The organism is Petrotoga sp. Shatin.DS.tank11.9.2.9.3 (assembly GCF_003665005.1).
In the GTDB taxonomy this organism is placed as follows: Bacteria; Thermotogota; Thermotogae; order Petrotogales; family Petrotogaceae; genus Petrotoga; species Petrotoga mobilis.
In genome coordinates this window covers 215,784-239,316 of the sequence record NZ_JGVT01000001.1, presented here as the reverse complement: position 1 = coordinate 239,316, position 23,533 = coordinate 215,784, and the positions used below count along the sequence as shown (strand labels likewise).

Genomic DNA, 23,533 nt, shown 5'->3' with positions numbered 1-23,533 from the left:
CTAAAACTTTCAATAGTAAGACATTTAACTTTTATTTAATCATTGCTTTTACCTATTTTTGAAATGGGTACATAAATATATTTGCTAAATAAAAAAGTCTTTCCGTTTTGGATAGATTCATAGAGTTCAGAATCTAAACTTTCATTTAATTCTACTATAAGAAGAACCTCATCGTCTTCTTTGATGGTTCTCATTAAATCAATATTATGCCCTTTGGAGTACAAAGCATTGGAAATATAAGCAATCATTCCTTTTTGCTCTTTGTATCTAAAAAGTAAAGTAGGATTTTCTGCTGTAAAAATAACAGAGGTACCATTAATATTAGTGATTTCAATATTTCCCCCACCGATAGAAGAACCGATTACATAAAAACAACTTCCATCGGGGTAATGGAACTCAATTTTTACAGTATTAGGATGGACGTCTTCCAAGTTAACAGGAATAAAATTATAAGTAATTCCTACCTCTTTGGCATGTAAAAAAGAATTCTTAATGCGTAGATCACTAGGCTCAAACCCTAATATTCCTCCAACAAGAGCCTTATCGGTTCCATGGCCTTTGTAGGTAGCTGCAAAAGAACCATGAAGAAAAAAATCCACATGATGATAGCCTACCCCGGCAATCCTTCGAGCTACTAAAGCAATTCTAGCAGCACCAGCAGTATGAGAACTAGAAGGACCAATCATAACGGGACCGATTACGTCGAAAATACCGATGTTTTTCATATGATATCCCTTTCTTTATCTCTCTGATATTATTGCAATGAAAGTAACAAAGTTTAACCATTCTTAAGCAGAGAGTTTTTTATAGCACAACCTGTTGGAGTACCTGCTATACCACCAAGCCCTGTTTCTCTTAAGCTTTCTGGAAGAGCTTTTCCTACTTTGTACATTGCTTTTACCACTTCATCAAAAGGTATTAAAGATTTTACCCCCGCAAGAGCTAGATCTGCGGCAGACAAGGCATTTATAGCTCCTGAAGCATTTCTCAGAATACATGGGAATTCTACTAAACCAGCAATGGGATCACAAACCAGCCCCATTATATTAATGAGTGCAATAGAGGCTGCATGAAAGATTTGTTCATTGTTTCCTCCTGAAGCAAACACTGCAGCTCCAGCAGCCATAGCTGCCGCTGAACCACACTCTACTTGACATCCCCCTTCAGCTCCGGAAAAGGTTGCATTTTGACCGATAACTCGTCCAATCCCCGCTGCTACAAGTAGGGCATGGATCAAATCCTCTTCATTCACATGTAAACTTTCCTCAAGGGTCATCAAGACTGCTGGTAATATGCCAGAAGAGCCCGCAGTGGGAGCTGCTACTATTTTTCCCATAGAGGCATTGACTTCTGCGGTTGAAAGGGCCATAGCCATCGCTTTATTAGGAATAACCCCTAAAAGGGTTTTACCATCCTTTTGATAATTGTTAACCCGTTGAGCATCTCCTCCCATCATTCCTGATAAACTAGGTACCTTTTTATTCAAGGTACTTTGAGAAGATTGGTTCATGACGGATAAAATTTCTTTCATTTGTGAAAGAATTATTTCAGGAGCTGAACCAGATGATTTGGATTCTTCTTCTATAACTACTTGATAGATTGGCTTTTTTTGCTTTTCACAAAGTTCTAATAGTTGCTTTGCAGAGTTATACATTAAATTCTCCCTTTTACTTTTTCTACTTTTATAAATTTTTAAAAGCATCGTAAATATTGTTGCATGCGTCTTTTAAAATAGATATGGGACATCCAATATTCATTCTAAAAAACCCGTTACCTTCTTCTCCAAAGATGCTACCTTCTTCTAAACCAACTTTTGCTTTGTTTACGAGTATATCTTTGACTTTTTGCTCATCTCCATATGCCCTAAAATCTAACCACATTAAATATGTTCCTTCTGGTTTTTGCAATTTTACTTTAGGTAGTTTTTCATTGAAGAAATCGTACACGTAATCGATATTGGCTCTCAAGTAATTTAGTAAATCATCAAGCCAATCTTCACCTCTTTCATAAGCAACTTTAGCTGCAACCATTCCAAAGATATTTAAATTATCACTTGAAAGACTCTCAATAACATTTTTGTATTCAGTTCTTAATTGTTCATTTGGAATAACAGCAAACGAGGCTTTTAAGCCAGCTAAATTGAATGTTTTACTTGGGGCATAAAAAGTTAAAGAACTCTCTTTTATATCTTGTGAGATCGAAAATATTGGAATATGTTTGTTGGGAGAAAATACTAGATCTGAATGTATTTCGTCGGATAACAAAAGAACGTTATGTTTGGCACATAATTGAACTAACTTTTCTAATTCTTCCCGTTTCCAAACTCTTCCCACTGGGTTGTGCGGATTACATAAGATGAATAATTTCGTTCTTTTGAGTGATAATTTCTTTTCTAAATCATCAAAATCCATGCTATAATTTCTGTTTTCAAATTTTAGAGAATTTTTTATTATCATTCGGCCATTGGATTTGATGATGTTATAAAAAGGATAGTAAACAGGTGTTTGAATTACAACGTTGTCTCCTGGTTTGGAGTAGGCAAGTATGGCTATTTTTAAGGCGTCAACCACACCGTCAGTAGTCACTATCCACTCTTTTTTTATCTCGATGCCATGTCTTGCCTTGATCCAATTTATAAAAGGAACAAAGTAATCTTCGTCTAACATTGGATATCCAAAAATTCCATGTTCTGCTCGTTGTTTTAATGCTTCAATTACTTCAGGTGGAGATTTAAAATCCATATCAGCTACCCACATGGGGATAACATCATCTCTACCATAAAGACTTTTGACACCGTTCCATTTTACTGACTCTGTAGATTTTCTGTCCACAATTTCGTTGAAATTATTCTTCAAAGTTGCATATCTCCCTTTTTATTGTTAGCCGCTCTAAAAACATTTCTCATTAGAATAGCTGTTGTGACGCTTCCAACACCACCGGGTACAGGTGTTAACTGGCATATTTCTGAGACATCTTTATTTACATCACCCACTATTTTTCCATCCACTACATTTATTCCCACATCGATCACGATCATTCCTTCTTTTACAAAAGTACTATCAACGAAATTAGCCTTACCTATTGCTGCAACCAAGATGTCTGCTTCTTTGGTTATCTCTTTTAAGTTCTTAGTTTTTGTATGTGTGACCGTGACAGTGGCATCCCTTCCGTGTCTTTGAAGCATTATTGCAGCGGGTTTCCCTACCGTTGTACTTCTTCCAAGGATAACGATATTTTTACCTCTAACGTCAGTTGTATCTTCTATTATTTTCACCACCGCTTCTGCTGTACAAGGTACAAACAATTCTTTTTCGTAAAACATAGAACCGATGTTATGTAAACTTACCCCTTCAACATCTTTTTCTGGATTGATATATTTTGCTATATCTAATTCAGTGTATCCTTTCTTTAAAGGTCTTGCAATAAAGATTGCATCAGTATCATCGTCTTCATTATATTTTCTTAAATCGTTAGTCAAATCTTTACTTTCAACAATTTCTAAGTTGATTCCAAATTTTTTTGCATTTCTTTTTTGAGAGTTAAGATAAGATTTGGTAGATTCATCGGGTTCAACAACTAAACTTACTAATTTGGGTTCATAAGGAACTTTTTCTTTAAGTGATGATATTTCTGCCTTTATTTCATCAATAATATTGTCTACTTCAATTAACATAATGTGATACCCCCCAAATTCAATTTATTCACCGTGCTCATGACAATCCGGATATGTTTCCTTCATTGTCTATGTCCATATTCACTGCATTGGGAACCTTTGAAAGGCCAGGCATTCTCAATATATCTCCAGCCAATGCAACAATGAACCCTGCGCCCGCCGAAAGTTCAAAATCTCGTATTGTGAAAGTATAGTCCTTTGGAAATCCAAGTTTTTTAGGATCGTCGGATATAGAATACTGGGTTTTTGCTACAATTACAGGGAGATTTTCGTATCCGTATTTTTTCAAAAATTTAATTGTTGATAAGGCCTCCGAAGAATATTCAACCTTGGAAGCACGATAGATATTTTTTGCTAACTTTTCTATTTTCACTTCTAAAGGATCTTTAAAATCGTAAATACTTTTCAATTCGGATTGTTGTTCACTAACTTTTACCACTTTTTCAGCTAAGTCTATAGCACCTTCTGAACCTTTCTCAAATCCTTCGTTGACACTTACTTCTACACCTAATTTATCACAATAATCTTTTACCATATTGATTTCTTCATCCGTATCTGAGTAAAATTTATTTAAAGAAACAACCACAGGAATATTGTACTTTTTTAGGTTTTCAACGTGAACCTGTAAGTTAGGCAATCCTTTTTCTAAACTTTCAAGGTTTGGCGTATTCAAATCCTTTAAGTTTTGTCCCCCATGGTATTTTAAAGCCCGTATTGTAGCTACCAAAACCGTAGCTGATGGTTTTAAGCCAAAAGTTGGAGAAACAAAATCATAGAATTTTTCTCCTCCCAAATCAGAACCAAAACCTGTTTCGGTTACAACGTAATCAGAAAGCTTCAAGGCAAGTTTTGTTGCTAAAATAGAATTGGTTCCATGAGCGATATTTGCAAAAGGCCCACCATGAACAAAGGCAGGTGTATTTTCAATTGTTTGAACTAAATTAGGATTAATTGCGTCTTTTAAGAGTACAGAAAGAGCCCCAGTGATTTCTAAATCTTTTACAGTTACTGGTTCTCCCTTTTTATTTTTAGCAACTACTATATTAGATAATTTTTTCTTTAAGTCTTCCAAATTTTCTATCAAACATAGTATTGCCATTATTTCTGAAGCAGCGGTGATTATAAAACCGTCTTGTCTGGGATAACCGTTTTTCTTTCCACCCAACGCAACTATTATTTCTCTCAAAGCCCTATCGTTCATGTCCATAGTTCGAGGCCAAGAGACTTGGGTTGAATCTATATCATATTTATTGTACTTTATGTAATCATCTAAAATTGCTGATATTAGGTTATGGGCTGAGGTAACGGCATGAATGTCTCCTGTGAAATGTAAGTTTATGTCTTCCATAGGAAGTACTTGAGAGTAGCCTCCACCTGCTGCTCCCCCTTTTATACCCATTACTGGACCCAAAGAAGGTTCTCTTAGAGTTACTATTGACCTTTTGTGGATTTTGTTTAAAGCCATGGATAGTGAAATACTTGTTGTAGTTTTTCCTTCACCAGCAGGCGTTGGAGTAATAGCAGTTACCATTACTAAATTACCGTCATTTTTGAAGTTAAGTTCATTCAAATATTTGTGGGAAACTTTGGCAATGTTCTTTCCGTAAAGATTGTAGTACTCCTCTGGAATATCCAGCTCGTTTGCGATTAAATCAATTTTTTTTAGCTTTGCAGATCTTGCAATTTCGATATCAGAAAGCATTGTAAAACTCCTCCTTTTTAATTATTTTGAAATACAGTCTTCTATGATATTTGATAATACAATATATGCATAAACAAACAACTATTTTCTTTTAAAATAAGTGGGTGGTAGAACGCCAAAATCTTTACGGGAAAAAATACGATCCTAACTATCATTATAAATTACCAAATCAAGAAATGAAAGTTCATAATAAACCTCTATCTTTCATGCTCAAATGTCCCCTTTTCGATATGATTAAATGGTCCAATACTTTAATACCCGAAATTGATACGGCCTCAACAAGTTGCTTTGTCATAAAAATATCTTGATTACTGGGTTCTAAGACCCTAGATGGATGATTGTGGACAAGAATTACGGATGCTGCTCGATCTGTAATTACGTCTGCAAAAACTTCTCTCGGATGTATATAGAAATTTCTGGTCGTGCCTTCTCGGTAAAGCCAAATATATCTACAACTTCCTCCTTGGTAATCACTACTGCTGTTTCGGGGGCATGTGGATTTTGTCGTCTAGAGCACCAAGGATAGAGGCGATTTTTTGTTGCACCAAATACCGTTCCAGTTTCAAGACTCTTCCATTTGCGTTCATAATATTTCATAAGAAAATACAGAAATTCATTGTTACCATTATCCAATCTAAGAGCCGAGACTCCCCTAAACCAATACAACAGTCTTCGATTGCTTCGTTTATTTCGCCTACAGGAGCCCTCACAGTTAAAAGGACATCCCCTTTAATGGCAATTTTCTTTGGATCAGTGCAATAAACACTAACTGTAGGATATTTTCTACCGAAGTCTCTCCTTCCCTGATAAAAAGGCAGCCCATTTCCAACTTCGCTATAAGTTTCTGATTTAGGAGATTGCCCCATATTTATCTGCCTAACCTCCTGAAGTCCTTTAAAATCCCACTTTTCTGGAATCTTTCCAATTTCTGTTTCATTAAATTCTTGCTCAGAACCCATACCCCGCCTCCTCTATCATCTTCTTTCCCTTCTCTGTCAGAACATATTTTCCTGTTTTGGGTGCGCCCTCGAACCTTATAAGATTTACATCTTTTAGCATTGCTATATCTCTTTCAGCAGTGGCTGTTGATACATTAAAGAGCTTTTCTATATCTCTGCGGGTGATAGATTTCCGTGCGTGGATTTCGATCAACTCTTTTGATAATCTCAATTTTACTCCCTCATTTACTCCATCACCTACTCCCTCATTTACTCCATCATAAGCACGTTTCAAGAGCATTTCACTATCTGTAAGTTCTGTTACAACTTGTGGGGTAACTTGTGGGGTAACTTGTGGCCTTCTCACGAATATAACGGTGAAGAATGAGGTGAATTCATACTGGGGCTCGGGTAGTCCGCTGGACAACATCATCTCCTTCATAAACTCTATAAACTGACCCTCTGGCTGAGAGAGCATCATGTTCAATCTCTTCTCAGAACCCATACCCCAGCACCTCCAGATTCGTTTTTATCTGTTTCCTCAATTCTTCTTTCATATCACTTCCCATCTCATCCATCCTTTGTCTTCTCATCTTCCAGTACCTCTGTCAGTTGCTTTGGGGTCGGCAGTTTTCCTCTTAGGTTTCGGGGCAGTTTAGGTGTAAGTTTGTATTCTGCAACACCGATGGGTTTGCTCATATCTCTCAGAGAATATTCAGCAACAGGTCCGCTCTTACTCTTGCACAGGATGATGCCTACAGAGGGCTGGTCATCTGGATGCTTCATTGTATCATCCAGCGCTGAGAGATAGAAGTTCATCTTTCCAGCATACTCAGGTATGAACTCGCTTATCTTTAAATCAATAGCTACAAGACATCTCAGCCTGTGATGGTAGAACAATAGGTCAATGTAGTAGTCCTTGTCTTCTACTTCGAGATGATACTGGCTTCCCATAAATGCAAACCCCATACCCAGTTCAAGAAGGAAATCTTTTATCTTTTCTATCAACGCCCTTTCAAGGTCTCGCTCCCTTGCATCCTTTTCAATAGTGATAAAATCAAAAATATATGGGTCTTTGATTGCCTGTTCTACCAGTTCAGATTGCGGAGACGGGAGCGACTCCGGGAAATTGGTTGTTTTAACTGCGGTTGCCTGCCTTCCATAAAGGTCACTTTCTATCTGATGAACCAATATATTGCGGCTCCATCCGTTTATCTTGGTCTGCTCGGCATACCATAGACGTTCTTGAATGTCCTTTATCTTTTCCAGCAAAACCACATTATGTCCCCAGGGAATTTCTGCCACAGCTTGTGGCAGATTTACACCATCGAGACCCAGCACAAGTTGTGCGAGGTCCTTAGATGAACTTTCTGGCACAGCCTGTGAGAGTTTTATAACATCTTCGGTAAAAGCCAAATAGAACGCACGCATCCGCCAGATATTCCTTGAAGAGAAGCCCTTTACATCTGGGAACTCTCGCCGTAGATCTTTAGCCAACTGCTCCACCACACTTTTGCCCCAGCCCATATCCTCTTGTTTCTCAACTATACTTTTGCCGATGTTCCAGTAAAGATAAATTAATTCCCTGTTTACGCTCAAAATCGCTTTAGTCTGGGCAATTCGGATGCGCTCTTTTATTTCATTGAGGAATTCTGTATACTCAGCTCGTTTTATAATATCAGAATCCATATCCCAACCCCTCCAGATTTGCTTTTATCTGTTTCTTTAATTCTTCTGACTTCTCGAACTGCTCTGCAAGTTGTGTTGACAACCGTTCTATCTTCTCCTCGAAAGGTTCACCGTCGTCCTCCATCTCTTAAGTTCCGGTTGGTCACCTTGATCCTCGTGCCATCGACGGCAATCAAGTATCTAATTATTTTGAAATTAAAACTATTGAGCTTCTTGAATTTACTGTGTAGCGATTATCTTGAATTATAGAAGGTTCTAAAAGAAAATCTTGGGGGGATTCTTGAGAGGTATCTACTACCCTATACCATTTTTTCCCGTTCGGTAATTTTGGAATTTCAAATTGTAAATCCTTTATGAAAGCATTTAAGGCTACGTATATATCACTATCTTTTTCTTTACATCCTTGAATATAGTCATCGCCACTTATCATGAACGCTAGGCTGTGAGAATAATATCCAAAATCAGGTTTGAATGGTTTGACTCCATGCCAAGTTATGTCTGCTATGCCATCACCACTTAGATCTCTTCCCGTAAAAAATCTGTCTCTTCTAAGTGCACAATGAACTTTTCTAAAATGGATCATATTTTTTGTAAAATTAAAAATGTCATTGAATTTCGCTTTTCTACTCCAGTCCACCCATGAAATGTGGTTATCCTGACAGTAAGCGTTGTTGTTGCCAAATTGAGTTCTACAAAATTCATCACCCATTAAAATCATGGGTAACCCTTGTGATACCATTAATATTGTTATGAAATTTTTAATTTGTTGTTTTCTAAGTTTTACTATATTTTCGTCGTTACTGTCCCCTTCAACCCCGTAATTGAAACTATAATTCGCGTTGGTTCCATCACGGTTATTTTCCCCATTGGCTTCATTGTGCTTGTTATTGTAGGAGACTAAATCCCACATGGTAAATCCATCGTGTGAAGTAATAAAATTGACACTATGATAAGGCTTTCTACCTCTTTTTTCAAAAAGGTCTGGGCTTCCAGCTATTCTTGTTGCTAAATCCGAAACTACTCCATTATCCCCTTTCGCAAATCTTCTTACCGTGTCTCTGAACTTTCCGTTCCATTCTGCCCAACCAGTAGGAAAATCACCGACGTAGTATCCTCCAGCAGCATCCCAACCTTCCGCTATGAGTTTAGTTCCTGCCAAGATTGGATCATCGGCAATGTCTTTTAAGAGAGACAGATCGCCAATCCAATTTCCCTTTGAATCTCTTCCCAAGATAGAAGCTAGATCGAATCTGAAACCATCCACATGCATCTCGGAAACCCAATACCTCAAGCTATCTAAAATCATTTGTTTTACCACATAATGACTAGAATTAATAGTGTTTCCTGTTCCTGAAAAATTTTCATAATATCTTAGGTTATCTTTCTTCAATAGATAATAAACCGAATTTTCCAATCCTCTAAAGTTGAGAGTTGGTCCCAATTCATTTCCTTCTGCTGTGTGATTAAAAACAACGTCCAATATTACTTCTATTCCATTTTTGTGTAATTCGAAAACTAAATCTTGAAACTGGGTTATCTCCTCACCAATTTTTACGCCGTATCTGTAATTGCTTGTCACAGCAAAAAAGTTTACCGGATTATAACCCCATACATTTTTTAATTTTTCACCAGTGATAGGATTAACGTTGGGGGTATCGTTCAAAGGAAAAGCGAATATTGGCATGAGTTCAACGGCGTTTACTCCTAAATCTTTTAAATAATTTATTTTTTCCGCGATTCCCTTGTAAGTTCCTCGATGTTCTACATTAGAATTTGGATTTATTGTGTACAACCTGATATGCATTTCATAAATAATTATGTCGTTTAGTGTATAACGTGGATGCTCATCACTTTTCCAATTATATTCACGACTATCCCAAATAAAAGACTTAACTTGAGATCTTGCCGAATCTAAAGTAGAACAACGAAGGTCTTTTTTTGAATCGTTTTTATCATAACCAAAAATAGATTCATCCGAAAAATCCAAAGTTCCTCCAATAACTTTGGCATAGGGGTCTAAGAGTAATTTGTTTTTGTTGAACCTAAATCCCTCCTCAGGCTTATAGGGGCCTTCTATACGCCAACCGTAAGACATCCCAACTTTTGCTTGTTCAACAAAAACATGCCAAATGTCACCGGTTCTATTTCCTTTTTTATCAAGAACGTATTTGAAAATTGGTTCTTCATCATAGTAATTTTCATATATCTCCAAAGTAACCGATGTTCCGTTTCTAGTGAAGACACCAAAATTAACTCCAGTTTTTTCTATCCTGGCACCTAAGACGGGAAATCCTTTGCTGACCTTAAATTTTAGTTTTTCATTAATTTTCGTTTCTTCCATAACGTCACCTTCTAAGAATATAAAAAATTATCATAACATTTCGTTAGTTGATGTAAATTATACTTACATCTTCTACCTTGTTCATTGAAACTGGTGTATCGTACAAGATTTGCAGATTTTGTGGGTTCATAACTTTGGTGTTTTCACCACTAAAAATTACTTCACCATTTTTCACCATTATTATTCTATCACAGAATCTTAAAGCTAAATTCGGATCGTGAAGAGCTGTAATGACACCCTTCCCGTTTTCACTCAATTTTTTTAATTCTTTCATCAATAGATGTTGATTCTTAAAATCCAAGTGGGACGTGGGTTCATCCATAATTAAGTAATCTGTATCTTGCATCAGGGCTCTTGCAATCAGAACCAACTGTTTTTCTCCACCACTCAATTGGTTATAATTTTTTTCAGCAAGGTCTTGAATATTGAAAAATTCTAACTTTGTGTATGCTTCCATGTAGTCTTTTTTTGTAGGCATCCTTCCAAAGGAAAGATAAGGAGTTATTCCCATAGCTACTATATCTATCACAAGGTATGAAAATACGGCAGAGCGTTCTTGAGGAACTACACTTATGAGCTTTGCTATTTCTTTATAACTTAGATCTTTGATACTATAATTTTCTATGTATATTTCCCCAGTTTTTTGTTTCAATGTTCCGTTTAAACATTTTAGTATAGTAGTTTTACCTGAACCATTGGGTCCTAAAAGGGCAATTAATTCTCCTTTGTTCAAATTAAAACTTATATTTTTAATGGTATCTCCAACTGTGTCGTAAGAAAAGGACATATTTTTTACAGATATCATTGATTCCACCCACTTTCCCTTCTTCTTACTAAAAGATAGACAAAAAAAGGTGCACCTATAAAGGCGGTAACAATGCTTATAGGAATTTCGGCAGGTGTGATAGTTCTTGCGATGTCGTCCATAATAAGCAAAAGTAAAGATCCTAAAATGCACGTTGCGGGGAGCATGTACCTATGATTGGCACCTATTATATACCTTGCAATATGGGGAGTAACTAAGCCGATCCAGCTTACTTGACCAGCTATAGCCACTGTAGGGGCAACCATAACGGTACTTACAATGATCAATAAAATTCTCATTCTTCGAACATTTATTCCCATGGATAATGCTTCTTCTTCCCCCATAGACATAACGTTCAAATACCATCTTAAAATAAGAAGAATTATTATCCCTGGAAGCATTGTAAATAATGAAATATATACTTCTCTCCAACCTGCCCTGTTGAAACTTCCCATTAACCAAAATACTATGTTTGGTAACTTTTCATAAGGGTCTGCTAAGTATTGTACTAAAGAGACACAGGCGTTGAAGAAAGAGGTTACCGCCATTCCCGCCAAAACAAGTACGGTTACCCCCTTCACTTTACTCCAAACGGAAATAAAAAACGTAATAAAAACGGCAACTAACCCTAAAAGAAAAGATAATAAGTAAGTACCTATTAAAGACTCTTCATTTATCAAAATAGCCAAAGCTACTCCAAATGCTGATCCGGCTGATACGCCAAGTATTGATGGAGAGGCTAATGGATTTCTAAAAACGCTTTGATATGTTGCACCAGTTATAGACAGAACCGAACCCACAAACATTACCAATATAATTCTCGGCAAACGAATATGAAAGAAAACTAACCAATCGTTACTACTTTGAACATCATTACGTAAGAGTAAGTTTTTTATAGTGTTGGTAATTTCAACGATCGAGATTTTGTATCTTCCAACAAAAAGTGAAATAACAAAAACCAATAACAGAATTAATAAAAGATAGAGAAGTGTTCTTTTTTGATGTTGACCTAGAGTTTGGTTTTTATTTTGAATGTGCATATTAATATCTCCATGTAAATAAGTTTAATGATTTAATTTCCAATTTTAGATAACAATTCAATGTATGAAACTCCATACAAAGTGTAATAAAACTCGTCAGCTACTTTATTGAAATCGATATCCGAAAAAAGTTCGGGATGTATTTTTGTTGCTAACCAAAGCATGCCCAAATAAGATGAGGGATTTGGATAATCCCATGGTTCAAGCTCTGAAGGGAACCGGTAAATTTGTTTGTTCTTAAAAGCATTAACGTTTTGATATTTTTCTTCTTTATACAACTCCTCTATATCACCTTGAAATGTCTGGGATGTAACTATAACATCAGGATTCCAAGCTATTAACTGTTCTGGTGATATCTTTATGAACCCCGCGTCGGTTTGTGCTGCTGGATTTATTCCTCCAGCCCACTCTATCATATCCGTTTGCATCATATCTTTTCCTACTGTATCCAATAGCTGAGAATTAGCAAAATAGACAATTTTTTTCTGATTGTCAGGCAAATTTTTAGACTTTTCCAACAATTTTAAAATATTGTCAAACTGGTTATCTACAATTTCCGCTCTATCTTCTAATCCCAATACTTTCCCTAACAATCTATTCGTTTCTCGTATTTCTTCTAAACTTTCAGGATTGATAATAATTGTGGATATCCCCAAAGTTTCTAATTTGGAAGCAGTGAATTCGGCTTGGTTATGTGGGAATAGTATTACTAAGTCGGGATTTAAAGATGCCACAGTTTCAATATTTATCCCTTCTCTTTTTGAACCCACTTCTACTAACAATTCTACTTCCGGATAAATTGAAGTAAATAATTTTTCTCTTGTTGATGTATTATCCACGCCAGCAAGCATTTCTTGGGCGTTTAATGCAAATACAAATTGAGTGGCTGGCTTGTAAGTTGTTACGATACGTTCTATATTAGAGGGTATTGTTACCTCCCTTCCAGCCATATCAGTAACCGTTATTGTGTTGGCAAATAATACGTATGTGAAAGTTAAAAGAAATAAAATCAAAAAAAAGGATGAACCTCTCTTCACTTACTATCATCTCCCTGTTGCTTTTTTAGATATATATTGTAATCTTCAATTGTATCAATATCGATGATAATACCTTCATCGCTAACTTCGTGCAAAGTTACCCTTTCAGGATGTTTACTTAAAAGTGTTCTTAACCCGCCAGGTCCTGATAATTGAAAAATATCTGGTATCTGGCTTTTGTGTACAATCAGTGGATGCCCCCTCTTCCCATGATAAATAGGTGCCAATATAGTTGTTTTAGAATTTATTGCAAAGTAAATAAGTTCGTTGAAGCTTTCAATCTTGATTAAAGGCATGTCGCCAAGTGTGAAAAGTATGTATTCTGAACTTTTTGATAATGAGTTCAAACCACTCCACACACTTGTTAGCATGCCCTTTTGGTATTCATTATTCTTTACAATTTTCAAACGGTGGTCTTCATACTTCGAAAAAACTGGAATTATCTTATCATAGTTACCCCCTAAAACAACAATTATTTCATTGTCTATATATTGGCATTTTATAAGTTTGGTAACAATGCTTTCTAAAACAGTTGTATTTTCCCAAGGTAAAATCTGTTTAGGAGTCCCCATTCTTAAGGATTCACCCGCCGCTAAGACCACCGCCGATATCATTGCGAAACGTCACTTCCTAGATAAATGATTTAAAGCCATATAAAGTAAACGATAAATAACGCACACAAAACGTATACTAACCAATGTACTTCTTTACCTTTGCCAGTGAATAATTTGATTAAAGGATAGGTGATAAAACCTAAAGCTATTCCATTAGAAATGGAATAAGTTAAAGGCATTACTATCATTGCAACGAAAGCAGGAAAAACTTCTGTAAAATCCTCCCATTTTATGCTTCTTATATTTGACAACATCATTACCCCGACGATTATCAATGCTGGGGCGGTAGCTGCCCCTGGTACTATAGCTATTATAGGCTGAAAGAATAAAGAAAGGAAGAATAAAATAGCCACAACGATACCTGTTAACCCTGTTCTTCCTCCTTCAGATACGCCTGAAGCAGATTCAACGTATGTTGTAACGGTACTGGTTCCAAAGAGTGCACCACCAGTGGTGGCGATAGCGTCAGCTAAGAGTGCTTTATCTGCTTTCGGTAAAGAACCGTCTTCTTTCAAATAACCTGCTTGCTGACTAACCCCCACCAACGTACCTGCTGTATCAAATAGATCTACAAATAAGAACGAAATCAAAACACCTATCATGCCGATATTAAGAGCAGATCTAATATCGAGTTGGAACAAAACTTGAGACCAATCAGCCATTCTTGGTAACGCTACAACACCTTGGGGTGTTGGTGTAACTCCGTTGAAAAACCCTAAGATCGTAGCTATTATGATTCCTAACAATAGGGCTCCTTTTATCCTTAAAGCGTGTAAAATGCCTGTGATGATTAGACCCAATAACGCTATTAAAGCTGGCCCTGAGAATAAGTCTCCCATTCTTACCAATGTTGCGGGATCTGCTACTACTATGCCGGCGTTTTGCAAACCTATAAAAGCAATAAACAACCCAATCCCAGAACTTATCCCTGTCTTCAGACTCATAGGAATAGAATTAACAATCATCTGTCTTACGGGGGTAACACTAAGTATAATAAAGATGATGCCTTCCAAAAAAACTATTCCGAGAGCGGTTTGCCAAGGAACTCCCATACCTATTACGACTGAATAAGCAAAGAAAGCGTTTAAACCCATTCCTGAAGCCAATGCAAATGGATAATTGGTCAGCAAAGCCATCATTACAGTACCTAAAATTGCCCCCGCTATAGTTGCTATGAAGACCCCGTTGAAAGGCATTCCTGCATCGCTGAGGATCGAAGGGTTTACAAAGATGATATAAGCCATCGTCATGAACGTTGTGATACCAGCCAAGACCTCAGTTCTAACGTTTGTACCGTTCTCTTTTAACTTGAAAGCCCTTTCAAAAAATCCTTCTTGCTGAGTGTTTGCCATAAGTATAACCCCCTTTTAAAATATCAATTTACGACCAATGATACAAAAGTATGATTTTCAACGTCGTATATCCCATCACAAGTTATCTTCAATTTGGGAACCACTGGTAATCCCATAAACGCCAACGTCATGAAAGGGCTGTTTATTTTGACCCCTAAATCACGGGCTAATTTCCTTAGTACTTGAAGCTTTTGGGAAACTTTTCCAATGGGGTCCGTAGAAACAAGCCCTCCGATGGGTAAATTTATAAAATCAACTATATTTTGGTTATTAGCAATTACAATTCCACCCTGAATTTCTGCTATCTTGTCTACTGCTATCTTCATATCTTTTGAATTTGTACCTATAACAATAATATTGTGAGAGTCATGAGCTATGGAGCTCGCTATGGCACCAGATTCCAATCCAAAACCCTTTATCAATCCTAAACCGACATTTCCAGTGCTTTTGTGCCTTTCCACAACCGCAATTTTATTTATATTATACCTTATAAATCGTTCTTCTTCAAAACTCTCTGGAAATGAGAAAAACTCCTCTCCTGTGATGATCTGATCATGAATCATGTTTATAACACGATAGGTTTTCCCCTTAGGAATATTGAAATCACTTTCTTTAATAGGAGCGATATTTACAGAATGAAAAATTGAAGGTGGTTTGTCAAAGTTATTAGAGTCAACCTGGAATAACGCTTTTCCATTTTCTGCTACTTTTCGCCCGTCTTTGTAAACTTGTAAAACGTTCAAATCATCTAAATTGTCGATTATCAGAAGATCAGCCTTATATCCTGGAGCAATACCTCCCAAACGATGTAATCCTAAGGAACGTGCGGCATTTATAGTGGCAAGTTTTATCGCTCTGAGTGGTTCCATCCCCAGGTTAATAGCCTTTTTAATCATAAAATTTATATGGCCTTCTGACAGGAGGTCTTCAGGATGTTTGTCATCTGTGGCAAATAAAAAGCTACAGTTATTTTTATCGTTAATTGCAGGCAACAAGCTTTGAAGATCCCTCGTTACTGAACCTTCTCTTACCATTATGTACATCCCTTTTGAAACCTTTTCCAATGCTTCATCAGGGGATGTGGTTTCGTGATCAGCCATGATTCCGGCTAAAAGATATGCGTTTAAAAAATTTCCTTCCAGTTTTGGTGCATGACCATCAATAAAATAATTCTTCATTAGCTCAATCTTATCCCAAATATAATCTTGTCCTGTTATGACTCCTTCATAATCCATAACTTCACCAAGACCAAAAAAGCTTCCTTCTGCCATTAATTCTTTTATTTTTTCAGCATTAAGTACCGATCCTGATTTATCGAAAGGAGTAACAGGCACACAAGAGGGTATCATTAAATTAAAATTCCAAGGTAAATTGTTCCCAATTGTCAAGAAATATTTTATACCAACTTCCCCAGCTACATTTGCTATCTCATGTGGATCTGCAACAAGAGTCAACGTCCCTAGTGGGATGACTGTTTTAGCGAATTCTTCTATCGTGACCATTGCACTTTCCAAATGTAGATGGGCATCTATAAAACCAGGAGATATGAATTTGCCTTCTAAGTCAACCTCATCTTTACCTTCGTATTTTCCAAAGCCGATGATTAAGCCATTGGAAATAGCCAAATCATCTTCTATAACTTGTTCGTTAAAAACGTCTATTATTTTTCCGTTTTTGAATACTAAATCTGCTTTTTCTTTTCCTAAAGCTATTGGCAATAGAGCTTTGTTTGACAAAGTATTACCCCCTTCTATAAAGATAAGGACAGAGCATTGAAATTACATCTTGTTACGCATAATCCACAACCAACGCATTTATTTGTATCTATTCTCACACTGTTGAGATCTTTTACAAGATGAATTGCATCGTAGACACAACTTTTAACACATAATCCACATTCAGTGCATTTTTCATCGTTTATGTCTGGAACTATCAATTTATAATTTGGCTGGATAACGGTATTTTTTTGAGCTATTCCCCTAATTTCTTCTAGGGAGTTGAAACCATGATCGTCCAGATACTTTTCAATTTCGTTGGCAATTTTGTTATATATTTGAGGTCCATTTAAAATCGCAGCTGTACAGACTTGTACAGCTTGGGCTCCTGCCATTATCATCTTTATTGCTTCTTTGCCTGTACTGATTCCACCTACTCCAACTACCGGAATATTAACCGATCTTACAGCCTCAAAAACTGCCCTCAAAGCTAAGGGAAATATTGCTTGACCTGATAACCACCCATAACCTCTCTCACTTCCCAACAATGGTTTACCGCTTTCTAAATCAATATCTAACGTCGGACCGAAAGAGTTTATTAAGACTAAACCATCTGCACCTGCCTTTTCAGCCTCTTTTGCAAACGTAGGAATATCTACTTGGGGACTGAGTTTTACCATAACGGGAAGGTCTGTACTTTCTTTTGCAGCTTTTATGCTATTAATCATAGGTGTTGGATCGTTACCAAGATAATGAGTAGAGAGTTCAAAGGCATCAGCGAATCGTTCTACTTTTGGTATTACTTCCTTTATCTCTTCAGAGGTGTACCCAACTCCTATTATCACAGGCAAGCCTGTTTCAACAACCTTAGGGTATTCTTTTTCAATCCATTGTTCTAAGGATAACTCAGACCAAAGTTCGGTATTGATAAAACCTCCTTTTACCTGTGCCATATTTGGCTTTGGAACTTTTGCAGCTTTCACTGAGACCGTTTTAGTAACGATTGCTCCAGCTCCTCCCTCTTTGGCTTTGTAAGCACTCTCTCCATCTTTAATGGGAGGCCCAGCAGCAGGCATTACAGGGGTTTTTAACAACATTCCTAATAAGTCTACAGATATATCAGACATAAATTCACTCCTTCAGTGTAATTATTTGTTTTATCAAAAATAATACCTCTTTGTAAACTTCTTCGCGGTTTTCCAAGGTCACTCTAAATATTTGAACGTCTTTTCTATTCCTAATATCATCCAAAAATACGTTAGATTCATCTTTTATTACACCTAAAACAGGCTTGTCACTATTCAAAACTTCTATGACTTTCTTTTGAAATTTGAACGCAGTTAACTCGAATCTCCCTAATTCGTCCATGATTACTACGTCAACATCGTCGATGTTTGTAAGGAGTTGTACTCCGAGTTTGTCAAATACTCGAATATTTATCTCCCAATTTTTAGAGTAATCACTTCTGAAGGCAAATCTGTTGAATTCATTTTTTCTAGGTTGTTCATCCTTGTTAAGAAAAGATGCATCTATTAAATAAAATGAGCTCCAGTTATTTTTCTTACCTTCTCTAGCAACTGAAAAACCAGATATATTCAATGATAGTTGCTTGATCACTTTACTTATAATCTTTGATTTACCGACACCCACGGAACCTGTAAGAAAAATATTCTTTTTAATCATCATCTTTTTCTTTTAAAGCTTTAAGAATTTTTTCCGGAGTGATGGGTAACTCATAAAATCTGACACCTATGGCATCGTAAATAGCGTTGGCAATAGCAGGAGAGGCTGCCATGATTGTTGGTTCTCCTACACCTTTTGCTCCAAATGGTCCAATAGCATCTTCATTTTCTATTAAAACTGAATGAAAATTTGGAACATCCATAGAAGTTGGGACCAGGTAACCTGTCATATTTGGATTTAACGTGATCCCATTTTTTATTACTTGTTCTTCCATAAGGGCCATTCCTATTCCTTGCACTGTACCACCTTCAATCTGCCCTTCTACATTTTTTGGATTAATAGCTTTTCCACAATCAAGGGCTGTGTATACATCCTTAACATCAACTTTTCCCGTGACTGTATCGACTTCAACATCGACAACCTGAGTCATAAAAGTGTAGGCAACGTATACTTTCTCAGCTTGGCCGGATATTAGGTCTGGAGAGTACGTTGGAGGAAAGTACGTTGACTCACCTTTCAAAATTTCTCCTTTTTCTTCCACCTTTCTCTTTAAATCCCGGTAAGTAAGATATTTTTCAGGGTTAGGATTGTAGATGATTTTTCCATCTTTTAAAGTTAATTCTGGATAATTACTGTTAAATTCTAAACTCGCATAGTGGTATATTTTTCCCTTTAAATTTTCACACGCTTGTTTTACCGCATTCCCTGTAAAGGTGGTTTGACGGGTTGCAGAGGTTGAGCCAGCATTCATAGTTTTATGGGTATCAGCTTGAATAACTTTTATTTTTTCAACCTCAACAGATAGTACTTCTGCGGCAATTTGAGTGACAACCGTTAAAACTCCTTGTCCTACATCTGCAGCAGCGGTTACTACCAAAACCTTTTCATCATCGGTAAATTCAACCGTCGCATGGGAAAAATCGGGAAATCCTTCACCGTAACCATATCCAAACATTATCGTAGCCATACCTCTACCTTTTTTCTTCATTGTCAAACACCCTCTTTCTCACTGGAAAGCTTTAAAGCTTCTTCTATGGTTTCAACGACATTCACACTTTGTGTAAGTCTTTGACCATTTGGCGTAGTAGAACCGATTCGATAGGCGTTTTTAAGTCTGAGCTCTGCTGGATCCATAGCTAACTTTTCTGCTAAAATGCTCATTTGAGATTCATAGGCGAAAGTCATCTGCATTGCTCCAAATCCTCTCATAGCACCAGAATATGTATTGTTAGTGTAAACGGTATGAGCGATGCCCTTAACGTTAGGTACATTGTATGGACCTGTACAATGGTACATACCTTTATGTACAACAGCAGGACCACTAGATGCATATGCCCCAGTATCACCTACAACTTCAACCTCCCATGCCTTTAGGATTCCATCTTTGGTAGCTCCCGTTTTTGCCCTTATATATAGAGGATGCCTTTTAGACTGAGCGATCATAGATTCTTCTCTTGTGTAAGTTAATTTGACAGGGTGTTTAGTAACCATTGCAGCCAACGCTAAATGTATATGAACCGATATATCTTCTTTTCTACCAAACGCTCCTCCAATAACGGGTTGAATTATTCTGATTTTTTCTTTGGGTAGATTCAAAGATTGGGCTATATCTGCTTGTGTATCATGAAGCCATTGTGTAGCTGCCCAAATAGTTATTACACCAGTTTTTTCGTCGTAAACAGCTACGCCAGACTCCACTTGTAAAGGCAGTTGATCAATATGCTGTGTTTTGTACTCTCTTTCTATTATTACGTCAGATTCATCAAATCCCTTTTTAATATCTCCTTTGTTTAATTGGTGAGTGACGAGTATGTTTCCATCTTCATGAATTTTTGGAGCGTCTTCTTCCATTGCCCTGAAAGGATCTGTAATTACCTCTAATTCTTTAACCTCTACATTGATTAAATTAATCGCTTTGGTGGCAATTTCTTTACTCTTTGCAACGACTATTGCCAATGCGTCTCCCATAAAACGGGTCTTCTCTCCTATCCCAACCAGAACGGGTTGATCTTTTATTATCAATCCAAACTTTTTCAAATTTGGATAATCTTTTGCGGTTATAATCTTAATTACCCCCGGTAATGATTCTGCTTTAGAGACATCGATCTTTTGGATGTAAGCGTGTGGATGGGTTGCGCGTTTAACTTTCACATAGAGCATGTTTTCAAGGTATATATCATCGGGATAAATAGCTTTACCGGTTACTTTGTCCTTGGCGTCAACTTTAAAGACATTCTCTCCTACGTATTTATTTGACTTCAACTTTCTCACCTCGCTTATACTCAGCGATTTTAGTGACAGAGAGTTTAACAGCGTCTATTATTTTTTGGTATCCTGTACACCTACAGATATTGCCGGATAATCCCCTTTTTATTTCTTCTTCCGTTGGGTTAGGAATTTCATCGAGAAGTTTCTTAGTTGCCAATATAAATCCAGGCGTACAAAACCCACATTGTACCGCTCCTGTTTCAATGTAAGCTTCTTGAATAGGATGTAAAATATCTTTATTGCTCAAACCTTCAATAGTAACTATATCTGCACCATCGGCTTCATATGCAAGTACCAAACAAGAGGCTACGATCTTATCGTTCATTATAACGGTACATGCACCGCATTCTCCTTTTCCACAACCTTCTTTTGTACCTGTAAGATTCAAATCGTCCCTAATTAAATCCAACAATCGGGTAGTTGAATTTACATTGCATTCTCTTTTACTCCCATTTATGGTAAAGTTTATTTTCAACCTACCCTCACCATCCTTTCTATTTCATTTAAAGCGTTAACTGTTAGATTTTTTGCTACTTCTATTCGGTATTCTTTGGTTCCTCTTATGTCGTCTATTGGTGAAATATTTTCAGAAACTACCCTTGCAATTTGAGAATAGTCTAATTCGTTTAACCTTTTGCCAACCATCAAGGGTTGAATTTGTGAGATTTCTACTGGAACAGGGGCTACAGAGCCAAGACAACATTTCACTGTTTTTATGTGTTCATTATCATCGAAGGTCACAACAATAGCCAACGTGATACTTGAAATTATTAAAGCATTTCTTTTACCAACTTTGAACCATTTTCCAAAGGTATGTTTTTGGGGTATTGGAATGATAATTTTTTCGATGATTTCATTCTTTCTAAGTGTGTTTTTTTTAGGTCCTAGAAAAAATTCTTGTGCGGGTACTTCACGAGTTTCATTTTGTGAAGTTAGTTTGAATACTGCATCATATGCCATTAAAGGAGGTAATAAATCTCCGGCTGGGGAAGAATTTGCAATATTTCCACCTATGGTACCCATGTTTCTGATTTGGGGTGATCCAACATCCCATGCTGCTTGGCTGATAAGCGGAAAATATCTTTGTATAATCTCAGATTTTTCTAATTCATCGTGGGTGATTAAGGCACCAATTTCAACTAGATCATTGTTGATTTCGATTTTTTTCAGTTCATTGAGGTTTTTTAAGCTCAACCACCTTTCTATTTCATAAAGACGGTCAAAGTAATCTACCAAAACATCTGTACCACCTGCGATGATTTTGATGTTAGGGCTGTATCTTGAAAGTATTTCTGCAGCTTCTTTCAATGTTTTAGGAGCAAAGTATTGATCAGAATCTCTCCCAAAATCTTCTTGCTTGTTCCCGAGTTCTCCTGTGTATTCTTTCATAATCTAAAACCGTCACCTCCCGATTATCCATAATAATTTTGCCGTCTATAATAACCGTATCAACCAACCCACCGTTCATTCCGAAAAGGATGTGGGAATAAACGTTGTCTTTTTCAACGGGTGTTGGGGAGATATAATCCACTATTATTAAATCGGCTGGGAAATTCTCTTTTATCTTTCCTATTTTTAGGTTTAAAAGGTTGGAAGCAATTTGCACATTATTGTTAAACCCCATGCTGTAAACTTCGCTCCATCCTGCCTGTGGATCACCTAATTGATGTTTTTGGAGTAAATTGGCAACTTTTATGCTTTCGAACATATCGTGCGTGTAGGCATCTGTTCCCAATCCGGTTAGGATTTCGTGATCAAAGAAATCTTTTATTGGAGCTGCTCCTACAGCGTTTCCCATGTTTGATTCTGGGTTATGAACAACGTATGCACCACTTTCCTTTAATATTGGGATCTCTTCCTTCTTGATATGAACACTATGAACAGCTAAGGTATGAGGTCTTAATATTTTAAATTTCGATAATCTATCGACTACACCTTTGTAACCTCTTTTTACACTGTCTTGCAAATCTTCTATCCCTTCTGCTACATGGATATGAAAAGGAACGTTTAATTCGTCAGCTAACTCAGAGGCTTTGTTTAAAGTTCTGTCTTCAAGAGTAAAAGAAGCATGTAATCCAATCATCCCACCTAATTTATCGTTCTCAGAATCCTTAATCTTTCTAATAAACCTTTCATTTTCTTTTAAAGATGCATCGCTTTTAGCTTGTCCATGTCTATCTGATACTTCATAACAAAGATTCGCCCTTATACCGGTTTCCATGACAGCTTGCGCAATGATGTCCAAACTTCCATCTATATAATTAAAACTTGCATGATGATCAAAAATCGTTGTCACACCATTTTTTATGTTCTCTAAGATTGCAAATAACGCACTGTAATAAATATCCTCTTCGTTTAAAGTGTTGTCCAATCGCCACCACAATTTTTCTAATATTTCTAAAAAGTTTTGTGGAGGGATGTCGGTTTTTAAATTCATTCCTCTGGCGAAAGTGCTGTACAGGTGTGTGTGAGTGTTTATCAAACCAGGCATTAGAATTTTATCTTGGGCGTTTTTGAAAATAGCGTTTGGATATTTTTGAAGTAAATTTTCTGTTTCTCCTATTTCTTTTATTTTTTTTCCTTCTATTAATACTGCACCATTTTCAATTATAGGAATTTCTTCATCAAAGGTGAGAATAGTAGCGTTACCTATTAACAACATGTTGTTCCCTCCAA

24 protein-coding genes are annotated in these 23,533 nt (G+C 36.7%); all 24 read right to left on the bottom strand.

What is annotated here, in order from left to right; all coding sequences use genetic code 11:
- Positions 1–35 precede the first annotated feature (35 nt).
- The 24 genes from sdaAB to ssnA all read right to left on the bottom strand — a co-directional run bounded on the left by sdaAB (position 36) and on the right by ssnA (position 23,519).
- Positions 36–725, bottom strand: coding sequence for an L-serine ammonia-lyase, iron-sulfur-dependent subunit beta (sdaAB, locus tag BZ25_RS01070; RefSeq protein WP_121515424.1), 690 nt, complete (start codon positions 723–725; stop codon positions 36–38).
- 53 nt (positions 726–778) lie between these two features.
- Positions 779–1,654, bottom strand: coding sequence for an L-serine ammonia-lyase, iron-sulfur-dependent, subunit alpha (gene sdaAA / locus BZ25_RS01065; protein WP_121515423.1), 876 nt, complete (start codon positions 1,652–1,654; stop codon positions 779–781).
- Positions 1,655–1,682: 28 nt separating this feature from the next.
- Positions 1,683–2,855 carry a MalY/PatB family protein gene (locus BZ25_RS01060; protein ID WP_121515422.1) on the bottom strand — a complete coding sequence of 391 codons (1,173 nt, stop codon included), beginning with the start codon at positions 2,853–2,855 and terminating at the stop codon, positions 1,683–1,685.
- Positions 2,852–3,673: a bifunctional 5,10-methylenetetrahydrofolate dehydrogenase/5,10-methenyltetrahydrofolate cyclohydrolase gene (locus BZ25_RS01055; RefSeq protein WP_121515421.1), complete on the bottom strand. Its 822-nt coding sequence runs from the start codon at positions 3,671–3,673 to the stop codon at positions 2,852–2,854. Before BZ25_RS01055 ends, BZ25_RS01060 begins: the two co-directional genes overlap by 4 nt.
- A gap of 37 nt (positions 3,674–3,710) precedes the next feature.
- Positions 3,711–5,375 (bottom strand): formate--tetrahydrofolate ligase, encoded by a 1,665-nt coding sequence (locus BZ25_RS01050; protein WP_012209543.1) that lies wholly within the window; start codon positions 5,373–5,375, stop codon positions 3,711–3,713.
- A gap of 184 nt (positions 5,376–5,559) precedes the next feature.
- Positions 5,560–5,820 carry a JAB domain-containing protein gene (locus BZ25_RS10620; RefSeq protein WP_081429298.1) on the bottom strand — a complete coding sequence of 87 codons (261 nt, stop codon included), beginning with the start codon at positions 5,818–5,820 and terminating at the stop codon, positions 5,560–5,562.
- A 148-nt stretch (positions 5,821–5,968) separates the two neighbouring features.
- Positions 5,969–6,334, bottom strand: coding sequence for a hypothetical protein (locus tag BZ25_RS01035; RefSeq protein WP_041534148.1), 366 nt, complete (start codon positions 6,332–6,334; stop codon positions 5,969–5,971).
- Positions 6,324–6,818, bottom strand: a complete 495-nt coding sequence (locus BZ25_RS01030) for a hypothetical protein (RefSeq protein WP_121515420.1) — start codon at positions 6,816–6,818, stop codon at positions 6,324–6,326. The genes BZ25_RS01035 and BZ25_RS01030 overlap by 11 nt, the downstream gene beginning before the upstream one ends.
- 65 nt (positions 6,819–6,883) lie before the next feature.
- A complete protein-coding gene (locus BZ25_RS01025; RefSeq protein WP_121515419.1) occupies positions 6,884–8,002 on the bottom strand; it encodes a YhcG family protein in 1,119 nt (372 codons plus the stop codon).
- Positions 7,992–8,126: a formate--tetrahydrofolate ligase gene (locus BZ25_RS10515; protein WP_147429919.1), complete on the bottom strand. Its 135-nt coding sequence runs from the start codon at positions 8,124–8,126 to the stop codon at positions 7,992–7,994. The genes BZ25_RS01025 and BZ25_RS10515 overlap by 11 nt, the downstream gene beginning before the upstream one ends.
- 60 nt (positions 8,127–8,186) lie before the next feature.
- Complete coding sequence (gene glgX, locus BZ25_RS01020; protein ID WP_121515418.1) at positions 8,187–10,343, bottom strand: glycogen debranching protein GlgX; 2,157 nt, start codon at positions 10,341–10,343, stop codon at positions 8,187–8,189.
- Positions 10,344–10,386: 43 nt separating this feature from the next.
- Positions 10,387–11,148: an ABC transporter ATP-binding protein gene (locus BZ25_RS01015; RefSeq protein ID WP_121515417.1), complete on the bottom strand. Its 762-nt coding sequence runs from the start codon at positions 11,146–11,148 to the stop codon at positions 10,387–10,389.
- Complete coding sequence (locus BZ25_RS01010; protein WP_121515416.1) at positions 11,145–12,188, bottom strand: iron ABC transporter permease; 1,044 nt, start codon at positions 12,186–12,188, stop codon at positions 11,145–11,147. The genes BZ25_RS01015 and BZ25_RS01010 overlap by 4 nt, the downstream gene beginning before the upstream one ends.
- 32 nt (positions 12,189–12,220) lie before the next feature.
- Positions 12,221–13,201 (bottom strand): ABC transporter substrate-binding protein, encoded by a 981-nt coding sequence (locus tag BZ25_RS01005; protein WP_233546397.1) that lies wholly within the window; start codon positions 13,199–13,201, stop codon positions 12,221–12,223.
- 20 nt (positions 13,202–13,221) lie between these two features.
- A complete protein-coding gene (locus BZ25_RS01000; RefSeq protein ID WP_121515414.1) occupies positions 13,222–13,839 on the bottom strand; it encodes an NTP transferase domain-containing protein in 618 nt (205 codons plus the stop codon).
- Between the two features lie 29 nt (positions 13,840–13,868).
- Entirely contained in the window at positions 13,869–15,191 is a 1,323-nt protein-coding gene (locus BZ25_RS00995) for an NCS2 family permease (RefSeq protein ID WP_121515413.1), read from the bottom strand.
- Between the two features lie 23 nt (positions 15,192–15,214).
- Positions 15,215–16,927, bottom strand: a complete 1,713-nt coding sequence (gene ade, locus BZ25_RS00990; protein WP_121515412.1) for an adenine deaminase — start codon at positions 16,925–16,927, stop codon at positions 15,215–15,217.
- A 14-nt stretch (positions 16,928–16,941) separates the two neighbouring features.
- Entirely contained in the window at positions 16,942–18,033 is a 1,092-nt protein-coding gene (locus tag BZ25_RS00985; protein WP_121515411.1) for a 4Fe-4S binding protein, read from the bottom strand.
- Positions 18,034–18,037: 4 nt separating this feature from the next.
- Complete coding sequence (locus tag BZ25_RS00980; RefSeq protein ID WP_121515410.1) at positions 18,038–18,592, bottom strand: nucleoside-triphosphatase; 555 nt, start codon at positions 18,590–18,592, stop codon at positions 18,038–18,040.
- The gene (locus BZ25_RS10510) at positions 18,582–19,577 is read right to left on the bottom strand and encodes a xanthine dehydrogenase family protein molybdopterin-binding subunit (RefSeq protein ID WP_121515409.1); all 996 of its coding nucleotides are present in this window, start codon (positions 19,575–19,577) and stop codon (positions 18,582–18,584) included. Before BZ25_RS10510 ends, BZ25_RS00980 begins: the two co-directional genes overlap by 11 nt.
- A 2-nt stretch (positions 19,578–19,579) precedes the next feature.
- On the bottom strand, positions 19,580–20,851 hold the full coding sequence (locus tag BZ25_RS10505) for a xanthine dehydrogenase family protein molybdopterin-binding subunit (RefSeq protein WP_121515408.1): 1,272 nt from the start codon (positions 20,849–20,851) through the stop codon (positions 19,580–19,582).
- Complete coding sequence (locus BZ25_RS00965; RefSeq protein WP_103065756.1) at positions 20,838–21,332, bottom strand: (2Fe-2S)-binding protein; 495 nt, start codon at positions 21,330–21,332, stop codon at positions 20,838–20,840. Before BZ25_RS00965 ends, BZ25_RS10505 begins: the two co-directional genes overlap by 14 nt.
- Complete coding sequence (locus tag BZ25_RS00960; protein ID WP_121515407.1) at positions 21,329–22,246, bottom strand: xanthine dehydrogenase family protein subunit M; 918 nt, start codon at positions 22,244–22,246, stop codon at positions 21,329–21,331. The genes BZ25_RS00965 and BZ25_RS00960 overlap by 4 nt, the downstream gene beginning before the upstream one ends.
- Positions 22,188–23,519 carry a putative aminohydrolase SsnA gene (gene ssnA / locus BZ25_RS00955; protein ID WP_121515406.1) on the bottom strand — a complete coding sequence of 444 codons (1,332 nt, stop codon included), beginning with the start codon at positions 23,517–23,519 and terminating at the stop codon, positions 22,188–22,190. The genes BZ25_RS00960 and ssnA overlap by 59 nt, the downstream gene beginning before the upstream one ends.
- Positions 23,520–23,533: the final 14 nt, after the last annotated feature.